The sequence below is a fragment of the Ohessyouella blattaphilus genome, assembly GCF_024721265.1.
GTDB classification, from domain to species: domain Bacteria; phylum Bacillota; class Clostridia; order Lachnospirales; family Lachnospiraceae; genus Aequitasia; species Aequitasia blattaphilus_A.
Genome location: NZ_JAMXOC010000004.1, coordinates 57,741 through 81,708 on the forward strand (window position 1 = coordinate 57,741; position 23,968 = coordinate 81,708).

15 protein-coding genes are annotated in these 23,968 nt (G+C 41.2%); 14 read left to right on the plus strand and 1 reads right to left on the minus strand.

Features of this window, described 5'->3' with window-relative positions:
- The 14 genes from NHH16_RS04705 to NHH16_RS04770 all read left to right on the plus strand — a co-directional run bounded on the left by NHH16_RS04705 (window position 1) and on the right by NHH16_RS04770 (window position 22,636).
- Window positions 1-1,491: a Mur ligase family protein gene (locus NHH16_RS04705; protein WP_262068453.1), complete on the plus strand. Its 1,491-nt coding sequence runs from the start codon at window positions 1-3 to the stop codon at window positions 1,489-1,491.
- A gap of 2 nt (window positions 1,492-1,493) precedes the next feature.
- Window positions 1,494-3,332 (plus strand): asparagine synthase (glutamine-hydrolyzing), encoded by a 1,839-nt coding sequence (gene asnB / locus NHH16_RS04710; protein ID WP_262068454.1) that lies wholly within the window; start codon window positions 1,494-1,496, stop codon window positions 3,330-3,332.
- Window positions 3,333-3,513: 181 nt separating this feature from the next.
- Window positions 3,514-3,759, plus strand: coding sequence for an HPr family phosphocarrier protein (locus tag NHH16_RS04715; RefSeq protein WP_262068455.1), 246 nt, complete (start codon window positions 3,514-3,516; stop codon window positions 3,757-3,759).
- A 121-nt stretch (window positions 3,760-3,880) separates the two neighbouring features.
- Window positions 3,881-5,230 (plus strand): MATE family efflux transporter, encoded by a 1,350-nt coding sequence (locus tag NHH16_RS04720; protein ID WP_262068456.1) that lies wholly within the window; start codon window positions 3,881-3,883, stop codon window positions 5,228-5,230.
- Between the two features lie 63 nt (window positions 5,231-5,293).
- Window positions 5,294-6,841 carry a glutamine-hydrolyzing GMP synthase gene (gene guaA / locus NHH16_RS04725; RefSeq protein ID WP_262068457.1) on the plus strand — a complete coding sequence of 516 codons (1,548 nt, stop codon included), beginning with the start codon at window positions 5,294-5,296 and terminating at the stop codon, window positions 6,839-6,841.
- Window positions 6,842-7,145: 304 nt separating this feature from the next.
- Window positions 7,146-8,984, plus strand: coding sequence for a sensor histidine kinase (locus NHH16_RS04730; protein WP_262068458.1), 1,839 nt, complete (start codon window positions 7,146-7,148; stop codon window positions 8,982-8,984).
- Entirely contained in the window at window positions 8,969-10,453 is a 1,485-nt protein-coding gene (locus NHH16_RS04735) for a response regulator transcription factor (protein ID WP_262068459.1), read from the plus strand. Before NHH16_RS04730 ends, NHH16_RS04735 begins: the two co-directional genes overlap by 16 nt.
- Window positions 10,454-10,717: 264 nt before the next feature.
- Entirely contained in the window at window positions 10,718-12,025 is a 1,308-nt protein-coding gene (locus NHH16_RS04740; RefSeq protein ID WP_262068460.1) for an ABC transporter substrate-binding protein, read from the plus strand.
- 99 nt (window positions 12,026-12,124) lie between these two features.
- The gene (locus NHH16_RS04745; RefSeq protein WP_262068461.1) at window positions 12,125-12,991 is read left to right on the plus strand and encodes a carbohydrate ABC transporter permease; all 867 of its coding nucleotides are present in this window, start codon (window positions 12,125-12,127) and stop codon (window positions 12,989-12,991) included.
- A gap of 5 nt (window positions 12,992-12,996) precedes the next feature.
- Window positions 12,997-13,818, plus strand: a complete 822-nt coding sequence (locus NHH16_RS04750) for a carbohydrate ABC transporter permease (RefSeq protein ID WP_262068462.1) — start codon at window positions 12,997-12,999, stop codon at window positions 13,816-13,818.
- Between the two features lie 65 nt (window positions 13,819-13,883).
- Entirely contained in the window at window positions 13,884-16,769 is a 2,886-nt protein-coding gene (pgmB, locus tag NHH16_RS04755) for a beta-phosphoglucomutase (protein ID WP_262068463.1), read from the plus strand.
- Window positions 16,770-16,826: 57 nt separating this feature from the next.
- A complete protein-coding gene (locus NHH16_RS04760; protein WP_262068464.1) occupies window positions 16,827-21,398 on the plus strand; it encodes an MGH1-like glycoside hydrolase domain-containing protein in 4,572 nt (1,523 codons plus the stop codon).
- A gap of 730 nt (window positions 21,399-22,128) precedes the next feature.
- On the plus strand, window positions 22,129-22,380 hold the full coding sequence (locus tag NHH16_RS04765) for a type II toxin-antitoxin system RelB/DinJ family antitoxin (protein ID WP_262068465.1): 252 nt from the start codon (window positions 22,129-22,131) through the stop codon (window positions 22,378-22,380).
- Complete coding sequence (locus NHH16_RS04770; RefSeq protein ID WP_262068466.1) at window positions 22,373-22,636, plus strand: Txe/YoeB family addiction module toxin; 264 nt, start codon at window positions 22,373-22,375, stop codon at window positions 22,634-22,636. The genes NHH16_RS04765 and NHH16_RS04770 overlap by 8 nt, the downstream gene beginning before the upstream one ends.
- Window positions 22,637-22,666: 30 nt before the next feature.
- On the opposite strand, the gene NHH16_RS04775 is transcribed toward NHH16_RS04770, so the two are convergent.
- On the minus strand, window positions 22,667-23,311 hold the full coding sequence (locus NHH16_RS04775) for a LysR family transcriptional regulator substrate-binding protein (protein ID WP_316043925.1): 645 nt from the start codon (window positions 23,309-23,311) through the stop codon (window positions 22,667-22,669).
- Window positions 23,312-23,968 lie beyond the last annotated feature (657 nt).

The window sequence follows — 23,968 nt, forward strand, 5'->3', positions numbered from 1 at the left end:
ATGAACTTTTATCCTCTTAAGAAATACCTTGAAGTGGCAGGAGAATACGGGACGGTTACCAAAAGTGCTCTTCTGGGTAAAGAAGAGCAAGAAGTAACCGGTCTTACCTATAACTCGAAAGAAGTAGCTCCAGGAACTCTTTTTATCTGTAAAGGCGCGAATTTTAAAGAAGCGTACCTACAAGAAGCAAAAGAGAGAGGAGCTTTTTGCTATATTAGTGAAAAGGAGTATCAGGCGGGTGCAGGCATGAGCTGTATCATCGTCAGCGACATTCGCCAGGTGATGGCAAGACAGGCCATTCTTTTTTACAACGAACCGGCCAAAGACTTAAAGGTTATCGGTATTGGCGGAACTAAGGGAAAGACGACTACCGCCTTTTACCTAAAGAATATTATTGAGCAAAAAGCCCCTTGCGGGATTCTATCCTCTATCTGTACTTATGATGGTAAGACAGAAGCGGTGGCCCATAATACCACACCAGAGTCGGTAGAGCTCCAGAAGTATCTATATCAAACGGTACAAAACGGGGTGAAATACATGGTGATGGAGGTGTCCTCTCAGGCCCTTAAGTACCACCGGGTGGAAGGACTAGACTTTGATATCGGGGTCTTCCTTAATATTTCCGAGGATCACATTAGCCCTATCGAGCATCCAGATTTTGAAGATTACTTTCAGTCAAAGATGCTGATGTTTAAGCAGACCCAGACGGCGATCGTCAACCTAGACGGCGGTGAGCGCGTCAGGGCTCTCGAGGCCGCGAAGAATGCCAGTCAGACAATTACCTTTAGTTTAGAAGATAAAACTGCCGATTATTATGGCAAAGATATCGAGAAGGTGGGAGAGCATAGCCGCTTTAAAGCCGTCGCAAAAGGCGCAGAAAAGACCTATGAGCTAGCGATGCCAGGACTTTTTAATATCGAGAATGCACTAGCCGCTATGGCCGCAGCTAACGCCTTAGGATTCTCTGAGGAAGAGATTTATACTGGCTTAAAGACGGCCAGGGTAAAGGGGCGGATGGAGATTTTCCATGGGAAAGACGGGAATAAAATCGGCATCGTCGATTACGCTCACAATAAATTAAGCTTTGAAAAGCTATTTTCTTCACTGAAAAAAGAGTATCCAGGATACCGCATCATCGCAGTCTTCGGAACCCCTGGGGGAAAAGCCTTCGGCAGACGCAAAGACTTAGGTGAGGCCGCCGATCGGTACGCCGATGAGATTATCTTAACGGCCGATGAGCCAGGTATCGAACAGGTGCGAGATATCTGCGAGGAAATCGGCAAGTATATTAAGCATAAGCCGTTTCAGATTGTGGAGGAGCGAAGCCAGGCTGTTGAGATCGCCTTCTCTTCGTCTCCTGAGAAGGCCGTTATCGCGGTAGTTGGCAAAGGCCACGAAGCCTCGATGAAAATCGGCCATGAATATGTAGATTATCCTTCGGATTTAGAACTGGTAGCAAAGGTCTTAAAGGCTTACGATGAAAGGAATTAGTTATGTGTGGATTTACCGGATTTTATAGCGCCATGAGCGCTTCGGAAAAGGAAAAATTAATTGATGAGATGGGCGAAAAAATTGTCCATAGAGGCCCGGATAGTAAAGGAAGCTTTACCGATGATTACGTGGCCTTTGGCTTTCGCCGCCTAAGTATTATCGACTTAGCGGGTGGTACTCAGCCAATTACCAGTAGCGACGGCAACTACGTCATTATCTTTAATGGCGAGATCTATAATTATAGAGAGCTTCGCCAAGACTTAATTGACAACCACGGAGCGAAGTTTCAGACCAACTCTGATACGGAAGTAATCATCGAGACCTACAAGGTCTATAAAGAAGAAACGGCCGCGAGATTGCGGGGGATGTTTGCTTTTGTAATCTACGAAAAGGATACCCATAAGCTTTACGGCGCTAGGGATTACTTTGGTATTAAACCCTTCCACTACGCAAAGATGGGGGATACCTTTATCTTTGGCTCGGAGATCAAATCCTTCTTGCCTCACCCTGATTTCAAGAAAGAGGTTAATAAAGAGGCGCTAAAGATGTACTTAGTTTTTCAATATACGCCTACGGAAGAGTCTATTTTCAAAAACGTATACAAGTTAACACCGGGTACGTTTTTTACCTATGACGGCAAAGAGTTCCAGACGAAGCGATACTTCACCATGGACTACGAGATTGCCGAGAAGACCTTTGACGAGACGGTGAAGCTCATTGAGGAAACGGTACAAAGCTCAGTAGATTATCATCAGATTGCCGATGTAGAAGTGGGTTCTTTCCTTTCTGGTGGTGTGGATTCAAGCTATATCGCCTCATCGGTAAAACCCATGAAGACCTACTCGGTAGGCTTCGACGTAGAAGGCTTTGACGAGACCGGCTACTCAGAAGAGCTATGCCGACTGTTAAAGATGAAAAATGTAAAGAAAGAAATTACGCCGGATGAATTCTTTGATAGTTTACCTATGGTTCAGTATCACTCCGATGAACCTCATGCCAACCTCTCAGCGGTGCCTCTCTACTACCTAGCAGAGCTGGCCGCGAAAGACGTAAAGGTGGTGCTAAGCGGGGAAGGTGCTGATGAGATGTTCGGTGGTTACGAGTCCTATCAGTCCAGTGCTATCGGCGAATTCTACAAAGGAATCACCACGAAGAAGTTCCGTCATCGCCTAGCTAAGTGGGCGGCTGATCGTCCGTATTTTAAAGGCCAAGCCTTCCTTCAAAGAAATGCCGATACGGTGGAAGATGGCTACATAGGTCAAGCCTTTATTATGAACAACGAAGAAGCTGAGGAGATTTTGGCCCCGGCATATCAGAGCGATATTAAGTATCAGGATATTACGAAGCCTTATTTTGATAAAATGAAGGGCATGGATGATTTGCATAAAAAGATGTATCTAGATATGCACGTCTGGCTCCCCAACGACATTTTGCTAAAAGCGGACCGGATGACCATGGCCCATTCTCTAGAGCTACGGGTGCCTTATCTAGATAGAGAGGTGTGGAACTTATCGAGAACCATGAAAAGCCGCTTCCTAATCGATAAAGGCGTTCCTAAATTTGCCTTTAGAACGGCCGCCCTCGCCAAAATTCCCACAGAGTGGGCTAAGCGAAAGAAGCTCGGCTTTATGGTACCGATTAAAGTATGGCTTAGAGAGGATAAATATTACAATCAAGTGAAGGCGATTTTTGAAAAAGACTACGTTAGCGAGTTCTTTGATCAAAAGCTTATCTTGCAGATGCTAGAAGAGCATAAAGCCAAGAAGAAAGCTCATCACCGTAAGCTTTACACCATCTATTCATTCCTTTTATGGTATGAGCAGTATTTCGTTTTGCGCTAAAAGACACAGAAAAGACATGGATGTCAAGGCTTTTTGTGTAAAATCATGTAAAAAAATGGGAAAGCAATCGGATAATTTGTTGATTTAGATATATCATTATGACCACAAGATATGGTATTATCACAGTATAAAAGACTTGTACTACAAGTTAAACTCCCCAGATAAAGGTTAGGTGATAAACATGTCAAAAAGATTAATCAAGTTCCATGACCCCCACGAGGTGCAGGACTTTGCCAATAAAGTTTCTCGTTACCCATATGATATGGACTTGAAAAGAGGGCGCTATATTGTGGACGCCAAGTCAATCCTAAGTATTTTGAGCATGGGATTTGATAATAAAATTGAGCTAAAAGTATATGAGGACGAATCCGACGAGCTAAATGGCTTGTGGAATGACATCAGTCCTTATCTTGCACCAGTTAGATAAGACATAAGTGTAAAGCCTCCTGGCGAAAGCCAGGGGGCATGTTTTTTTCATCGGAAAGTCCTTCGGGTTGTAACTTCTCCTTTGCAGGCGTATAATTTTCTTCAGAGAGGGTGGAAAAGAAATGAAAATAGAAAAAGAAAAATTATTGTTTACTAATAAAGCCTTGTTCTTGTTGATTGTGCCCTTGATCATCGAGCAGTTCCTTGCGGTAATCGTAGGCATGGTGGATTCTATGGTGGTCGCCAGAGCCGGAGAAGCCGCCGTATCGGGAGTCTCCTTAGTGGATCAGGTAATGATTCTGATGATCAATGCCTTTGCAGCCCTAGCAACTGGCGGTGCCGTGGTAGCGGGACAATATCTGGGAAGAAAAGAAAAAGAAAAAGGTAGCAAGGCCTCTAGCCAGCTAATTTATTTTATCCTGATCTCTTCTTTAGTTATCACGCTGATAGTCTACTTACTAAAACCCTTTATTATTCATACCCTATTTGGCAAAATTGATGCAGAAGTGGCAAGCCACGCCGGGATCTACTTTGACATCGTCGCCGCGTCCATTCCCTTTATCGCTATGTATAATGGCGGGGCCGCCATCTTCCGCACCATGGGTAACTCAGGAGTGACCATGAAGATCGCGGTGCTGATGAATATCATCAATGTGGTTGGTGATATTGGTCTGGTCTACGGCTTAGGCATGGGTACGGCTGGTGTTGCGATTCCCACGTTAGTATCCCGAGCAGTAGCTGCTGTTATAATCATTATCCTGCTGTTAGATCAGAAGCGCTTACTGCATATCGCTAAAACCATTAAGATTAAGCTAGACTTTGGTATGGTGCGCCGAATCCTGCGAATCGGTATTCCTAATGGTCTGGAAAGCAGTATGTTTCAAGTGGGAAAAATCGTTGTCCTAGGTCTTGTGTCATCCTTTGGTACCTACGCTATTGCTGCTAATGCAGTCTCTAATGTCTTGGCACTCCTACAAATCCTACCAGGAATTGCTCTCGGTCTAGCCGCTACCGCCGTAATCTCCCGCTGCATTGGCGCCGGCGATTACGAACAGGTAAAATACTATAACCGTAAGATTATCATCATTGCTCACATCGCCATTGGCTTTATGTCGCTGGTGACCTACTTGCTTTTACCAGTATTTATGAAAATCTACGGCCTCTCCCCAGAAGCCGAAGTGGAGGTTATCAAGATTATTACCTTGCACAGTATTGGTTGTACTCTAATCTGGCCAGAATCCTTCGTTCTTCCAAGCTCGCTTAGAGCTACGGGAGATGCGAATATCACCATGTATATCTCCACATTTTCCATGTGGGCCTTCCGGATTGGCTCAGCTTTCCTACTAGCCAAGTTCTTTGGCATCGGGGTTAGCGCCGTGTGGATCGCCATGATGATCGACTGGACCTTCCGGGCGACTATGTTTATTATTCGCTATTACAGTGGAAAATGGAAGAACAAGGCCGTCGTCTAATGCTTGCAGTTGACGGGTGAAAAAGATATAATGAAAAAACAACTATTTTAGGAGGAAATCCCTTTGAGCAAAGAATTAATTATCGTCATTGATTTTGGTGGACAATACAATCAATTGGTGGCACGAAGAGTTCGCGAGGCCAATGTGTACTGTGAAATTCACTCTTACAAAACGGATCTAGAAAAGATTAAAGAAATGGCACCGAAAGGCATCATCTTAACCGGTGGACCGGCCAGTGTCTATAAAGAAGATTCAGCTACGTACCAGAAAGAGCTATTTGAACTAGGTATCCCTGTTCTTGGCCTTTGCTACGGCGCTCAGCTGATGGCTCACGTTCTCGGCGGTACCGTGGAACCAGCACCAGCAAGCGAATACGGCAAGACGTTAATGACCGTTGATCAAGCAGACTCGAAAATATTTAAAGACGTACCTACAGAATCTACCTGCTGGATGAGTCATTTTGACTACATTAGTAAAGCCGCACCAGGCTTTGAAGTGACCGCTCATACGGCTAACTGCCCAGTGGCAGCCATGGAAAAAGCCGAAGATAAGCTTTATGCGCTTCAGTGGCACCCAGAAGTGCTCCATACAGAGTACGGCAGCCAGATGATCAATAACTTCTTATATGACATCTGCGGCTGTGCCGGGGACTGGCGCATGGACTCCTTTGTAGTAGAATCTATCGAAAAGATTCGCGAAAAAGTCGGCGATGGCAAAGTACTCTGCGCCCTATCAGGAGGCGTTGACTCCTCAGTGGCAGCAGTTATGCTCTCAAAAGCCGTAGGCTCACAACTCACCTGCGTCTTCGTTGATCACGGACTACTCCGCAAGAACGAAGGCAATGAAGTGGAAGAAGTCTTCGGACCAAACGGCCCTTACGATCTGAATTTCATCCGCGTAAACGCTCAAGAACGTTTCTACGGAAAATTAGCAGGCGTAACCGAGCCAGAACAAAAAAGAAAAATCATCGGCGAAGAATTTATCCGCGTCTTCGAAGAAGAAGCGAAGAAAATAGGCAAAGTAGACTTCCTGGTACAAGGAACCATCTACCCAGACGTAGTTGAAAGCGGTGTGGGCGGCGAATCTGAAGTTATCAAAAGCCATCACAACGTCGGCGGACTACCAGACTACGTAGACTTTAAAGAAATTATCGAGCCCCTACGAGATCTCTTCAAAGACGAAGTACGCCGTGCTGGTCTAGAACTGGGCATCCCTGAAAACCTCGTATTCCGTCAACCATTCCCAGGCCCAGGCCTCGGAATCCGCATTATCGGCGAAGTAAACGCCGATAGAGTAAAGATTGTCCAAGACGCAGACGCCATCTACCGAGAAGAAATCGCCAACTCCGGTATTAGCGCTGACCTGGGTCAATACTTCGCAGCTCTAACCAACATGCAAAGCGTTGGCGTCATGGGAGACGAAAGAACCTACGACTATGCGATTGCACTAAGAGCGGTAAACACTGTCGACTTTATGACAGCAGAAGCTAGCGAAATCCCTTGGGAAGTACTTCATAAAGTAACAAGTCGAATCATCAACGAAGTTGATCACGTCAACCGCGTGCTTTACGATCTAACCAGTAAACCGCCGGGGACTATTGAGTTTGAATAAGCTATAAGCCATGCAAAGATAAAAGCGGAAGAAGTCCGCGGAGAGCATTTATGTTCGCCGCGGACTTCTTTTGATTTTATCTTTATACGGCGCTAGCCGTCAGCGAGGATTTCCGTAGGAAATTCGAGCTGAGCATGGCTTATAGCTATTTTGATGGAGAACTATTATATTTATAGGTTGCTAGTCGTTAGTAAGAAGGAGGAGGTTAGAGACGATAAGTTTGTTAAAAAGTAGTAAAAAAAACAACACAGACAATAAAATATGTTAATATGGGTAAAATTACAAGTTATGTGAGGGGCAGATAATGAAATCAAATGAGAAAGAAAATAAAAGCAATAGACTCATAAAGAAACGTCTTACATCAGTATCTATTCGTGAAAAGATAATACTTGTTTTTGTGGGAGTAATATTCCTTAGTATGTCATTGCTTGGTGTTATTACATTTTCAAATGCATACATAAGTACGAAAAAGAGTCTACTGAATAAACTTGATACTACGGTTACAGCTGTATCCAAAGTGGTGGACCAGTCCTTTTTGATTAGTAAAAATACATTGTTCCAGTGTGCAGGGGTGAATGGAGTACAGAGCTGGCTTAAGGACGATACATTCTATGATAGGGAAAATCCGGAATTTCATTTGAGAAAGATGACGTTTAACACAGAATTGCAGAGAATGATGGCCTATAGTAATGTTAGAGATATGCATATTATCGATTATGTCACGGTTTTTGATGAGAACGAAATGTTAGTACATCTAGATTTAGAATTAATTGGTGAGACGCGAAGCCAGGCCGGCTCATTTCAAGCTTATCAAGCAGTTAAGGATAGCGAAGAATACATTCATTCAGAACTGATTACAGAACCTGAAAATCTGATTTTTAATGTTCGCAAATTGAGGTCAAATTATAATGACGAGGATATACCTATGACACTTATGCTTGCGACAAAGGAAAGAAATGTCTATATGCAGTATGCAGATCTATTACAGGAAGAAGAAACCATTGTCTATTTGTTAGATGATAAGGATAGAATTATTTCCAGTAATATCGAAAGTAAGATTGGAGAATATGTAGATGATGACTTAATCGAATATGTAGACAAGGGTTGCGCTGAAATCAAACAGGATCAAAAGTATTTGCTCACGGTTAGGAATATGGAGAACTCAGGAGAAGGTATTCGACTACTATATCTATACCCTAAGAAGTTACTTACCGCGAGTGTGATGCAGAGCATGAGTGCATATGTGGTGATGTGCATTGGTTTGATTATAGGGAGCGTCATTGTAGTGCTTTTTGTTGGCTTTAAATCCACAAGTTTCTTAAATGAATTCTTATTTGCGATGAAGAGTGTTGGAGAGCACAACTATGAAATAAAGATTAAGGAATATAAAGATCCAGAGATCAATAGTTTGGCAGTAGCCTTTAATGAAATGGTAACAGAGATTAAGGAGCTAATTCAGAATAAATATGAATCTCAGATTCTGTTAAAGGATATGGAGATAAATTTTCTTCAGCATCAGATTAATCCGCACTTTCTTTTTAATGTGCTTTTTACGATACAGATTAAAGCAAAGCAGTGTAAAGATGAGACGATTTATAAGATGGTATCGGCTTTATCTTCGCTTCTACGGGCGAGCATTCAGACAAAAAACACAGATATGATAACCGTTCAACAGGAATTAGACTACACAGAATTTTATTTGTACCTGCAGACGATTCGCTTTGAAGGGAGAATAGTTTACCATATTGATATTGAGGAGGATTCTTTGTGTTCTAAAACAATTCCCAAATTTATAATTGAACCTATTGTAGAAAATGCTGTAATTCATGGAATAGAAAATATGGAGAATGTTGGGAGAATCGAGATATCGTTACGAAGACAAGGAGACAATTTGCTTATTTTAGTGAAAGATGATGGGATTGGCTTTGATGTGAAAGAATATCTCAAAACTTGGGATAAGGCAGATGAAAGTGAAGCTAACATTTCTACAAGAGAGAAGATTGGTCTGCGAAACGTACATTTAAGAATTCAACATATTTATGGTGAAGAATATGGAATAGATATCGAGAGTGAGAGAGATAAAGGAACATCAATCCAAATAAAGGTACCAATTCGGGAGGATGAAAGATGTATAAAATTGTAGTGGCGGATGATGAGAAAAATATTCAAGAAGGTATTGAAGAACTGATTGATTGGGAAAGCCTGGGATGCTGTATATGCGAGACTATGCGTAATGGACAACAGGTGTTAAATTATCTTGATAGTAAGACGGAAAACATCGATATAGTAATTACAGATATCAAGATGCCTGTTATGGGGGGGTTAGAATTAGCGAAGGCTTTAAGTGAAAGATATCCGATGATTAAAATAGTCATTTTAACTGCTTATGGCGAATTTTCGTATGCTCAACAAGCAATTAAGTATCGAGTGGCTGATTTTGTTGCTAAAAGCGATTTTTTTACAGAACTTCCGGAGGTAATTGAGAGAATAACCAAACAGATAGATGAAGAACAGAAATCACTAGACAATCAGTTAGAAATAAATCTTTTATCGGGGGAGATGTTGTATAGGGTTTGTATTTGTGAAGTGAAGAGTTTATCTGGGGATATAAATCGAGATATGGATGTATGTCGAGGAAAAGTAGAAGAACTTGTTATGAAGACCTTTCCAAAGCATGAAACGGTTACGTTTGTCGGAGATGCTGAACAGTTGTTTATTTTAGTGGAGCATAAGAACGAAACGGAAAGTTCTATCTGGTTTCAGAAAAAACTTGAAAAGATTGTTTTGTTGGCGGCATCATTTCAAAATATTCAATTGAGAATTGGGGTGGGGAGTCCGATGAAAGCCAATGAGTGTATGTCTTATGGGAAGAAGTTGGCCTTGAGAAATCTTTCCGATATATGTACAGATAAAATGCCGGTAAATACAAATGAAGAAAGCAAAGAATATGTACATTATTGGTTTGAGAATGAAGATATCGATATTTACATGAGAGTTCTATATGCAGCTTTGAGAAACGGCACGGAAGATGAACAAGCAGAGCGACAGAAAGAGTTCCAAAGCTATTTGAAGGTGGAAAATAGATCTTTTGAACAATGTAAGTCAGATACTCATGCCATTTTATCCTATTTAATTAGAAAAATTGGAAGTGTAGCGAAGAAGGAGAAGGTATTATCGCCAAAATTCATCCTAGATGCTGTATATTGTAGTCAAACAAAGGCGACACTTGCAGACATTATGCAAAGCACATGTTCTGTAATTGCCTCATTTCTAGCAGATAAAGGTACCGGGAATCATCTGGTAGAGAAAGTGAATAATATTATTGCTTCTTACTATCAGGAGAAATTGAGTCTAAAGGACATCAGTCAGAAGTTGTTTGTCAACAGTAGTTATCTAAGCCGTATATACAAAAAGGATACAGGAATTACAGTGACCGATGCAATTAATATTTATCGAATTGAAAAAGCAAAGTTAATTATGAAAGAAGGAGGTTATAAGATATATGAGGTTGGTAAATTGGTAGGATTTGATGATCCTTCCTATTTTACCCATGTTTTTTTGAAATATGAGGGGAAAAATCCTTCAGATTATATGAATGAAGGTGATTTATAATGGAAATAAGGGTGGTGACTCATAAAGTCATTCACCCTTATTTTATTAAAAATCTTGCTAAGGAGTGGGCTTTCATTATTCGCTTGATACGGTGGATGAAAATATAAGAAGTAGAAAAGGTAAAATATTTGCAAGAGACGTAAAAATATTTATAGATAAAAGAAAAGAAGTAAAATTGCAACAAAATCTAATCAGAATTATCGATGTAACGGCGAGATTATCTATCGTATAATACAGCCATCGATTCAAACAAGGAGGAGAAAAATGAAATTCAAAAAACTGACAACACTATTACTTGCAGGCTGTATGACCGTGTCATTGGTAGCGTGTGGAGGTGAGAAAAAAGAGGGTAAAGATGTAAGTGGTGACGGACCTGTTGAAATCAGCTATGCTACGTTCATGGTAGGAACACATCAATCTGCAGAGGCTGAGATGAAGGTTATTGAAGAGTTTAATAAAGAGTACGAGGGAAAAATCAAAGTAAACGTCGAGGAACTACCAAGTGATTCGGCATATGTAGATAAGATGAAGACTTTGGCAGCATCAAATGCTCTCCCAGACGTAATCATTGGCAAAGAAGGTGTTCGCGAACTTGCGGTAAAGAATGGTCAGGCAGTTGACTTAATGCCATACCTTGATGCGGATGAGGAATGGAAAGAAGAAGTTGGGGAGGGAGCAATTGAAGCTAACCAAGATGGAGAAGCACTTTATTCGGTTTCAAACCAAAAACAGATTATTGGATATTTTTACAATAAAGAGATGTTTGAAGATGCAAATATCAAACCAGCAGAAACATGGGAAGAGTTTATGAGTAATAATCAGAAACTAAAAGATGCTGGTCATCCGGCACTTGCTCTTATGACGGGAGAAAATTGCTGGACAACAAATCTCTTACTAGCAGCGATGATCGGAACGGATGGTGAATCTGGAAATGAATTTATGACAACGTTTCATCCAGATTCGTATGAGAACGAATCGGTTGTTAAGGGGCTTGGTATGATTCAGGAGTGCCTAGCAAATTACTCGACGAATGATGCTATTGGTGCACTTGCAGCAAATGCAATGAATAACTTTGAGCAAGGAAAGGCGGCTATCATCGCTAATGGTTTGTGGATGACGCCAGACTTTGAAGATGCAAGCAAGACCCTTCCGGAGCTAAAGGATAAAATTGGTGTTGCGGCTTATCCAGAAGGCGGATTGATTGAGCAATACGAAGTGGGATATGTTCTATGTACAAATAATAAGGACAAAGAGGTTCAGGATGCAGCTCTTGAATTCTTCAAATTTAAGACAGGGAAAGAATCTCAGGCAGTATTTCTCGAAGATGCGGGTGTGCTTCCTCTCACAGACCTTGTTGAATTGTCTGATGAGTATAAAGCGGCAAATCCGTTGACGGCAGAGATGCTGGAGCTGAGTGCATCAAATAAATGGGACTTCAATAACATTGATAATACAGCAGTAGCAAGTACGATTGAAGCATTTGCGGCTTATTACCCGGATCTTGCAGCAGGAAGTATGACTCCAGATGAGATGGCAGTAAAATTGACAGAAGCGGCCGCTAAGACCCAATAAACAAATAACATCGCAGGATATTTGAGCTTCGTCATTTTAAATGGGGAAGCTCAAATTATGTAAAAATGTAATTGCGTATAGAAGGGAATAAGTTTAAAGATGAAAAGACAAAAAAAATGGATTGCCATTTTCCTTGCACCGGCTTTAGCTTTGTTTGGGTTTGTTTTCTTGATTTCCATAATTCGGCTAGGAATAACGTCCTTTACTGACTGGACAATCGGAACATCACCGACATTTGCTGGGTTGGATAATTATATATATTTGATTACAGAGGACAAGGAATTCCGTCAGAGCATTGTAAATACTCTTATTTGGATTGTACTTCAGGCAACGATACATGTTTCTATAGGGACAATTCTGGCATTGATTATACGAAGGCAAAAGTGGTATACAAATTTTATGCGAAGTGTATTTATGATTCCGAATATTATCTCTAGTGCAGCACTTGGTATGTTATTTTTGTGCATTATGAACCCTGAGTTTGGTATGGTTAATCAAATAATTAGAGCGGTAACGAAGTCGGATTTTTCAAAGAACTGGTTTATGGGGGTTGATACAGCTTTTTTTACAGTGACAATGACATGGCTGCCTTACGCGGGTTTGGTCACGATTCTTGTCATGGCAGAAATGGCCTCAATCTCCGAAGGTGTACTTGAGGCAGCGAGGGTGGACGGAGCTACAGATTTCCAAATCGACACACGAATTGTACTACCGATGATGAGAAATATTATCGGAACATCAACAGTATTAGCAGCTACAAGTATGTTACAGAAGTTGGATATTATTATGATGACAACCAACGGCGGTCCAGCGGGGAAGACTATGAATATGCCGTTGTATTTATATCGTACAGCTCTGACAAACAACAACTATGGATTGGCAAATACGCAGGGTGTTATTTTAATCCTCATGGGACTTATTATCGTTGCGTTGGTTCGTGGAATCTACAGAATGGATAAGGAGTAGAGACAATGAAAATAGTAAGAAAAGTAACAGCAGGCATTTTTTTGATTTTTATTGTGTGTATCTCGATTGTCCCATTTCTTTGGGTGCTCTCTTCATCATTTAAGGGAAATGCTGAGATAATGTCTTCAGCGATAGGATTCTCAGGTGGATTGCGATTTGATAATTATATCAAAGCCTTTCAGATGGCACCGATGGTGACTTTCTACAAGAATAGTATTATTGTGGCAGTTCTCAGCACAATTTTAAATTTGCTTGTTTTTAGTATGGCGGCGTACGTGCTCGTAAGGTGTAAATTTCGTCTTAATGGAATTATCACCATGTTGTTTTCGGCAGCTTTGGTTATTCCAGGCGCAGCACTTCTACAACCGTTATATCAGACGTTGAACACAGCACATCTTTACGATACACTGACGGGTCTGATTATTGTTTACGCGGCGCTAGGAATGCCGACGACGTTATATATCATGATGAGCTATTATAAGACGATTTCTTCGACTTTGGAAGAAGCGGCATATATTGATGGAGCAGGATTTTTTCAAACATTTGCGCGAATTGTTCTGCCGCTGACAAGACCGGCATTTGCAACAGCAGGTGTATTACAGTTTCTTTTATGCTGGAATGAATTTCAATTTGCATTGACCTTGACAACTGGCACCGAACAGAGAACGCTTCCGATTGCACTTTATTACTTTAAAAGCGCTTTTGCTAGTGATTATGGAGCCATGTTTGCGGCCACAGTACTCGTTACGCTTCCGAGCATTGTTGTCTTTGTCTTGATGCAGAAGCAGGTAATTTCAGGATTGGCAGCAGGAGCAGTAAAAGAATAGGTGTATTTAGCGAGGCGGATAGTTTAGGGGGAGGTACTCCCTGTTAAGAATGGAGAACGTGCAACATGGATGAGAGAGTTATAAAAGTTGAGGGATTTAAAATCGTAGAAGATCAGTATACACAGGATAGAACGAAGTTTTATGAGGGGATTTTGGCACAGGGAAATGGATATTTTCATGTGAGAGGTAATTTTGAAGAAGGGCTTGTGGATGCACCTCAGGACGAAATATATACACGGACAATGAAAAGTGTGACGACAGAGGTTCAGAGACACCCGCTTTCTAAGGCGGGGACTTTTCTTCCGCTAGTTATGGGAGAACACCCGTTTCTAGGCGAAGTAATTGTGAACCTTCCGTTTTTCATGAGTATAAAAATCACAGCAGACAATGAAAAGCTGGATATGTCTCATTGTGAGATTCGGAATTACAGGCGAGTTCTAGATATGAAAACGGGAGAAATGTCGAGGTCATTTTCTTGGGTTACGGCAAAGGGTAGCGTGTTAAAAGTAATGTTTTCGCGTTTTGCAAGTCTTAAAGATAAGCATGTGTTTGCACAGAAGGTTATTCTAGAGCCTGAGAAAGGGAACCCATGCATTCGAATAGAAAGCAGTATAGATGGTGCAGTGACCACAAATGGATACTATCATTTTACAGAGATAGAATCTGCGATTACTGATGGTGTTATGGAGATGAACCTGAAAACAGACATGAGTGAACACGTATCCATCATGAGCAAGCATAGTATACAGGCCAAGGAAGCAGTTTGCTTGGAAACGTCATCAAACAAGGTGATATCTACAGTTTACGATATGATTTTACAGGAACGAACGGAATTGGTAAAATACACGTCTTTAGGATGCTCAAGAGATAAATGTGAGGATTATGTAAAGGATGTAAAAACAAGTCTTGTTGAAGCAACACAATATACGTATGAGGAGCTACTGGCAGCAAGTAGTAATATATGGAAGGAAAGATGGACGGATGCAGATATAAGAATCCGCGGATGTCGCAAGCTTCAGGAAGGGATTCGCTTTTCGATTTACCATTTGTTAAGGTGCTCTGCAAAGGTGGAAGATAGAATTCAGATATGTGCAAAAGGGTTTGCTGGCGAGGCGTATTATGGCAGATATTTCTGGGATACAGAGATGTATATGCTTCCATTTTATCTACATACAGATCCATTATCGGCAAGGAGTCTAGTTGGGTATCGCTATAATACACTGGCCGGTGCGAAAGAAAATGCGATGAGATATAACAGCAGGGGGGCGCGTTATCCGTGGCATTCAGGAGTGACTGGAACAGAGCAGTGCTCATTGTGGGAATACGCTGATAATGAGGTGCATATTAATGCGGATGTTCCCTTTGGTATATTGCACTATTATCATGCTACAGGGGATGAAAAATTTCTCTTTGATAAGGGGATTGATGTCCTACTTGAAACTGCAAAATTTTGGATTGACCGTGTAGATATGGATGAAAAAGGAATCTATCACTTACTCAATGTTATGGGACCTGATGAATATTCGCCGATGACGAAAGACAACGGATACACAAACTATATGGTGAAATACAATTTAAAGGCATTGTTTGAAGTGTTAGAAATAATGAAGAAAAAGTGCACTGAACGGTACGATGAGCTTATGGAACAGACGAAAACCAGTGCAAGTGAGCTAAAGGTGCTTAAAGAGATTGCAGAATCACTTCCGGTTCCCTATGATAAAGCGCGCGATTTATATTTACAGAGTGCAGATTTCGAGGAATATTCAATAATTGATATAGAAGGAATATGGAAAAATAAAGATAGAGCCTTCGGTCATTATGTAACGCAAGAAAAACTTTATCGTAGCAGATGCATTAAACAAGCAGATACGATTGCACTTATGAGCATTTTTCCAGAAGAGTTTACTAATTACCAAGTGTTGACGGCTTATGAGTATTACAAGCCATTTACCACCCATGATTCGTCACTGTCCCCGGCAATATATGCACTTGCAGCTCACAGATTAAGATTAGAAAAGGATACTGAGGAACTTCTAAACCGAGCGTTAGGTGTAGATATGGAATTCGCGCGAAAAGGAGCAGAAGATGGTATTCATATTGCGAACTGTGGTGCAATATGGCAAATTGTAGTTCAAGGTTTTATGGGAATGATGCCCATGAATCGAAGTGGAAAACCTATTTTCCGACCACAGTTACCATCTTTCATAGAAGCAATTGAAGCGACAGTAATTTGGCGAGGTAAGAAGTATCACGTATGCGTCGAAGGAGAACAGTATAAAGCACAGGTGATTCCTTCGACTATGAAAGGGTTTCTCTTTGATCTAGATGGGGTATTAACCGATACAGCGGAATATCATTATCTCGCCTGGAAGCAATTGGCTGATAATCTAGGACTTTCTTTTGATAGAACGATAAATGAGCGATTAAAAGGAGTTAGTAGAAGACAGTCATTTGAAATTATTCTTGCAGAGAATCAAGCAGAAAATCACTTTTCTGACAAAGAAATTAATGAGCAAATGGAGTTGAAGAATGATTATTATAAGAACCTTATTAACCAAATTACACCGCAAGATATTTTGCCAGGAATTCTTGATTTTCTAAAGGAAGCAAAAGCACAGAATATATTACTTGCGGTAGCATCTGCTAGTGCGAATGCAAAAACAGTACTTGATGGTTTGGGAATAAGTTCTATGTTCGATTATATTGCGGATGCAAGAAAGATTAAATATACGAAGCCTAACCCAGAGGTGTTTACAAACTGTATGGAGTTTTTAGAGCTTGAGCCGTGGGAGTGCGTTGCTTTTGAAGACGCCGCGGCAGGAATTCAGGCAATTAGATCGGCAGGAGTTACTTCAGTAGGGATCGGAGAAAGTGCTAAATTAGAGGACCCGGATATCTACTTAGAGAGTACAGAAATGCTGACGGTTGCAATAATAAAGGAACTTATGTAGAAAAAGAAGGGAGGAAACATGTTTAAAAAGAGAGGAAAAAGATGGCTTTCGTTAGCAATGAGTTTAATAATGTGTTGCGCGGTATTACCGGCAGTTGCACGTGCAGAAGGCGAGAGCGATGAATCAAAGGAACCAGCGAAATTGGTGTATGACATCACTTTTGAAGAGACCGAGCAAACAGGAAATATGAATTTTGGAGACAACGGCAATGAGAAAAAACGAGGACAGACATTTGTAGCAGTAAAGGGAGGGAAGGTAAAGTCAATTGAGGTTAGTATCGGTCGTCTTGCGGAGACAGATGGAGATGTGAAGGCATCGATATATTCATGTGATGAGACGGGAAAAGGGCCGACAGGAGATGCACTTGGTGAAGTGACGCTTACAAAAGAAGAAGTGGTAGAGTTTGATTTTAATTCTGGAAAGGGACTTGGGCATGTGACAATTCCACTGACTACCGATAATCTTGAAGCGGGAAAAATGTACATGGTCGTATTGGAGCAAAACGGAACACAGGGTGGATATCGTTGGAGTGCATCTTGTGATATTAGCAACTCTAATTGGTGGCATGATGACGTGTGGAACCCACAAGTTAATCAGACAGGATATGAAGGCGAGTTACCAAGTTTTAAGTGTACACCGAATGATGAGTGGGTGGATGAATCCCGCTGCGGTGATTATTGGTTGAAGGTAAATTATAGTCAGTTATATTCGTATGATATTACGTTTGATGAGGTGGAGAAGCAAACTGGTAGTATGAACTTTGGGGAGAGCGGAGACCAGTACATGAGAGGACAAACCTTTGAAGCCGTCCATGGGGGTGGGGTAAAGGAGATAGAGGTTAGTATTGGACGTACTACTGGGGCTAAAGGTTCAGTTTTAGCCGAATTGTACAAATTCGATTCAGATAAGAATGAACCAGTTGGTGAACGCCTTGCTATAGGTACATGTGAGATGGATAAAATTGAAGAATTCAGTAAAGAAACAGAAACTGGTCTTGGACATGTGACTATCCCCTTATCATATGAAGGGTTGGAAAAGGGACAGATGTATATTGTGAAGCTTGGCCAGGAGGGAGAGGCGACTAGCGATGGTTTTCGCTGGAGCACGTCTAATGAAGCTAGCAATCCTAATTGGTGGCATGATGATGTGTGGAATCCTCAGGTAACTCAGGCAGGGCATGGTGATAACTTACCTAGTCTAAAATTTGGAGGCGATGGGCAGATTACAGATGAATCACGTTGTGGTGATTACTGGTTGAAAGTTTTTTACGAATCGGAATATGATTTAAGTGAAAATACACAGGAGCCAGATCCAGATCCGTCAGTTATATGGGATGATGGTCCAGGAAGGAACTTGAAAGAACGTTATGAGGAAGATATGGAAAAGGGCGGAGAGTCTTTCTATATAGACCGCGTTCTGAGTCGTCCAAACGTCGATCCTACTTTAATTGAGGACTCCGGGATTATGACTAGAGGCAATGCACTCTATACAAAAGGAACTAATAGCAGTGGCCTAATCAAGGAGTTTGGTTTTGGTGGAGTGATGCGTTATGTGAAAGGAGATGAGCCAGGATACGCAATTCGCGTTAACGGACAAAGAGCAGAGGAGTTTATTGAGGAAACCTCTAAACGGGCAGATCATCCAAGTTATTGGTGTTCGACTTATCGCGGCAAGCCAGGGAGCGTAAGTGAAGGACTTATTATTGAGTTGAGGCGATTTATCACAGAGAATAACGTAGCTGTTACCACGATGGATATTATGAACGGGAATAACCAAGATAAAGAAGTGGATTTGACGGTTCTTACAGATAACAAATTTGTTGCGCTTGATGAGCAGACACTGGGTGGAGAAATATACGCGGATGGACAGTCTATTCAAGTAAAATTAACTGCAGATGGCGGGGTTGTTCAAGAGGGAAGTGTAAAGACGATTTTGACCGTGCCTGCTAAAGGAAGTTCGTCCTATAAAGTGCAGATGAGCTTTGCCAATCCAGAATTAGTAGCATCAGGACAGGAATACGAAACTTACAAGAATCTTTCACCAACAGAAGCGTTTACAACACATGTTCAGGCATACAATTGGTGGTGGGTGGAAAATATTCCATATGTAGAGGTCCCGGATCAGAGCATTCAGAAAACAATTATTTATCGCTGGTGGATTGCGCGATTTAATATGGCGGACATGAACAGCCGAAATTATCCGTTCCCTACAGCTATGGAAGGGGTATTTGGTTATAATAATGCTATAATAAATGCACTTCCGTGGCAGTTAGACGAGATGCGTTATCTCCGTTCACCTCTAGCGTCTTACGGAACATGGATGACAGCAGCACTTCAAGCTAATGGTGGTATTTATGTAGATAATCGTGCAGGTTTATGGAGTGAGACACCACAGCATTATATTTCTCAAGCGGGTTGGGAAACTTATAAGGTACATGGTGGTCAGACAGAGTTTCTGAAGGCAATGGCAGATGCAGGAGCTGGCGATGTAGTAGGGACACAGAATAAATATGATTCAGATAAAAACTATTTGTTTGATATTCAATACGATGCCTGGGATGCTGATACTGTGTCATTGGCATATCCTGATGAGGAACATCCTGGAAATCGTCATTATAGTGCAGCCCAAGAGCGTATTGATACAGCGGCATTTGCTTGGATGAATGCGCAAGCGGTCAGTGAAATGTATCGCCAGGCAGGTGACAATGAACAAGCGGATAGTTATGAAATGTATGCAAAACAAGTCCAAGAGGCATTGCTAGCGAACAACTGGGATGAGGGTTCGAAGCAATTTTTGATGAAATTTAAGGGTGAGGAAACATTTAACCCACTCAGAGATATCAATAATTATTATGTATTCATGTCAGGTATGGTTCCACAGGGTCAAGAATATGATACTGCACTTCGTGTATGGGGGGATGAAACGGAATTTCCATTATGGCCGATGTACATTAGCAACAGTAAGGATTTTGAAATTGCCAAAGATCTAAATTTGAATGAACGAAGTCGCAATTATTCACCGGGGTCTATGGCAATTACATTAAAGATGTTTGGTTCAGCTATCAAAAACTACGATGCAGATAATATTACTGGAGCGGAGTATTTAAATCTTCTTCAGAACTACACAAAAATGAGCTATGCAGGTGGTAATAGTAATTATCCAGATGCGAATGAATTTTTCAGTGGCAATGGTTCAGACGGTGATTATCGTTCGTGGATTCATCACAACTGGCATTCTCAGTACAATGCCTTAGTTCTTGAAGACGTCATTGGACTTACTCCAAGAGAAGATTCGGTGATAGAGCTAAATCCAATAGATGTTGGTTGGGATACTTTTAAAGCGGAGAACATTCGTTACCATGAGCAGGATATGACAGTGGAATGGAAAGAAGGTGCGGGCTACTCCCTAAGTGTTGATGGTACAGTAGTTGCGATAATTGATAAACTTGCACATTTTACATGGGATGCGGAGACTGGAGAAGTGGCTATTTTAGATGAAAGTGGTGCGATGGTAATCTCTAATACCTCAGCGAGTCTTAAAAGAGCATCGGATATTTCTTATACAGAGGGACGCGTTGCAGAAATTATCAATGCAGCAGCAACTTATAAGCCAGGCGATACTATTATTGAGGATGATGATTATCCATATCAAGCTGGAGAGATGCCAGAACATGAGGGGCAGTATGTGATATATGCACCTGACTGGGATGGAAATGCAGTATTAGGGTTTGGCAATTATGGCAAGCAAGGAGATGAGTTTCAAAGATCACAGGAGTTCGCAGCACTTACGAACGGTACGCTTAATGGTGTTCAGGTAATGATTAGAAATGCTGGAGCGAGTAAGGATGTAACTGTTGAAATCTATACAGCAGGAGAAGATGGACTGCCTGGAAAAAGCATTGCCCAGACGACTATTTCAAAAGATTTGGTACGTTCCGATAAGATGACAAAAGTAAATGTACCATTGACTTGTGAATTAGAAGGCGGTAAGACATATTATGTTGTTCTCGGTCAGCAAGAAGGTGGAAGCGGAGCATATGATTGGATAATTAGTAGCAAGCATATTGGTAATCTTCAAACAATTGTACAAGGTGTACAAGCAGGTTATGAGGGTGATTTGAAACAAGTGAAAATCATGCAGAATAGCACGCGGGTAGACGAGTCTCAGATTGGCGACCATTATCTTAAGGTATATTATACTCCATCTGAGGTGATAGAAGTACCCGAGAAGAATGAGTTGAAAGAAGCTATTAAAGATGCTGAAGCGATTAATAGAGACGAATATACCAAGGAAAGCGTACAGGCTTTGGACGACGCATTGAAAGCAGCAGTGGTAGTCATGGAAAATGCAGAGGCGACAGAGGCTGAGATTGCGGAGGCGGTATCTAATCTGAGAGCAGCAATTGAAGGTCTAAAAAAACAATTGGGAACTGGTGAAGACGATAATAAAGAGGAGAAGCCGGGTTCGGATAGAGAGAATGGCAAAGGTGTAAGCGAAGCCAAGAAAACCTCGAGTGACGTAAAGACTGGGGATGCGAATTCAGTCAAGTATCTATTGTTGCTTATGATAGTATGTGCAGTGTCTATTGGAGGAGTTATTGTAATAAGGCGCAGGAAACGCAATCGCTAAGGAATACAAAGATAAAAGCGGAAGGAGTCCACGGAGAGCATTTATGTTCGCCGCGGACTTCTTTTGGACATATTATTTCTAGATGCATAAATAAAACCTACCGCCAAATACGATTGAATATTAGCCATAATGTAATATTCAGTTGTGAAATTGTTCAAAGTTATTTTCATCTATTGTTTTGCCTTTACACACGAGATTAGTATTAATGAAGTTCATACTCTTCAAGAGAATATGAGGTGGAAAAATGAGAAAAAGAGTGACCTCTTTTTGACCACAGAACACTCGGTAAATCTGTATGAATGAGATAATAGGTATATATGTTGTGGCTGAAATATAAATATTACCACTACATATTACAAAAGCCACAATGAAATTATAGAATTTGAATAAGCTATAAGCCATGCAAAGATAAAAGCGGAAGAAGTCCGCGGAGAGCATTTATGTTCGCCGCGGACTTCTTTTGATTTTATCTTTATACGGCGCTAGCCGTCAGCGAGGATTTCCGTAGGAAATTCGAGCTGAGCATGGCTTATAGCTGTTGAGGTGGCTTTTATGAGGCTCAATTAGCAAAAACACATGCAAAGAAGAGGGAATGTACATGTCAACAGTATTCTTGTGTTAATGTATGGATTTCGGCAAAGATTTCAATTAAGACAAGCAATTGTAAAGTAAATGCTATACAGTTGCTTGCTTTTGTGATATCATAGATATATAGAAAGAAGGTGATTGTATGGCACAGATTAGTTTGAGGATTGATGATGAGATTAAGAAGAAGGCGGAGCAAGCTTGCGAAGATATGGGCATGTCTATGTCCACAGCCATTACTATTTATCTTAAAAAGCTAGGAAGAGAAAGACGTATTCCGTTCGAAGTATCTGCGGATCCCTTTTATTCAGATGCGAATATGGCGCGTCTCAGGAAGTCTGTTGAACAGATGGAGGCGACAGGTGGGACAATACATGAGGTAGACGTGGATGATTAAAGCATGGACGGATGAAGCGTGGGAAGATTTTGAATATTGGCTTAAGCAAGATAAGAAAACGCTGAAACGTATTTTGCAACTACTAAAAGACATCGAGCGCAATGGCCATGTGGGCATTGGCAAGCCAGAACGTTTGAGCGGTGATTTGGCATCTTATTGGAGTCGTCGAATAGATGATGCTAATCGTATTGTATATCGAATAGATGGTGATATACTGAAGATTGTTCAATGTGGCTCTCATTATCGTGATAAGTAATCAACTTGTATTTGGCGGATATCTAAAATGTCAATAAGAGAAAACCTCAAGTCTAAGAAGGAAAATTAATCTTCTCAGGCTTGAGGTTTTCTTTTTTTTAGAAAGCGTTCTCAAAAAATTCAATAAACATAGTTTTTTAGAGGTCTTTTCTCGTTTGTTTCGTGCCATAACGACGGCTAAGGAAACGGCAGGGTTTAAAGGCTTTGCCACAATATTATCATGGCGAAAAATCGGCAGACTATTGAGGGGCAGTAGACTGATGCCTTCACCGATGCTCACCGTGTTAAGTATAGATTCCACACGGGCAGTACGAAGTAGATTTGGGGAGATGTTTGCCTGTTGGAAGATTTGCATACACAGCTGGTAGTAGATGGCGGTATATGGATTCATCAGAATCTTTTTTTCGCTGGCTAGTTCCTGTAAGCTGATGGAGGCATTCTGAGCGAGAGGGTGTGTATCGGGAATAATTACCATTAATTCGTCCTTTGTACTCGGAGAGATAAGGCGTGTATCTTCGTTAAGCATGTGTCTCCCGCCGATTACGAAATCGTATTTCTTAGCTTCGAGACCGCGCATGAGTTCCATTTCCTCGACCTCTTCGAGGGTGAAGGGAACATCAGGGTGCTTGGTAGCAAAGCCATAAAAAACCGAGGTAATCTGATACTGAGGCAGTATTGGTAACGTGCTTCAAGGCTTTGAGTTCAATGACGATGGCGAGTGGAGTGGAGAACACGAACGTTTTGTTGCAATCCACAGCACTCGGACCAAAAAGGTGGCTACAAATTAAGTTGTGAAATGCTTCGTTGTGTCCTTCCTCAAAAACGACTTTCGACAACTGAATCTAGGAAAATGTGACCCTTGTGATGAGTCACGTTGATTCCTATACAAAAAAGTTGAACAACCAATTGGCAAGCAGTGTATTGCTTCCTTTACAGTGAAGGTAACTTAACTAGGCTTGACGTTAAAATAATTCCTGCTAAAGAGATTAATCTTATTTCGTACCTTAATTAGATATTGATAATAGTGAGATTTTCGTGATAAATCGTGATATAATGCAACATATCGAGTTATCTTCCGGATAAGACAAATTATATTCAGTACACTTGTTTGGATTATTATGAGAGTATTGCTATTCTGAGGATGTTAATATGTTAGAGATGTTTGGAGTAAGGAGGCAAGCTACACTATACTCACATTTACAATATGGCTTCTCACCTTACAAGTCACCATGGGTAATGTGCTTCGGAATCTTGGCAGTTATAGTTCAGAAGAAACCATTTGCGAAGATGCTACTGAATTGTTTGGTGTTCGTTTCGTGGTTGGTAATTATAG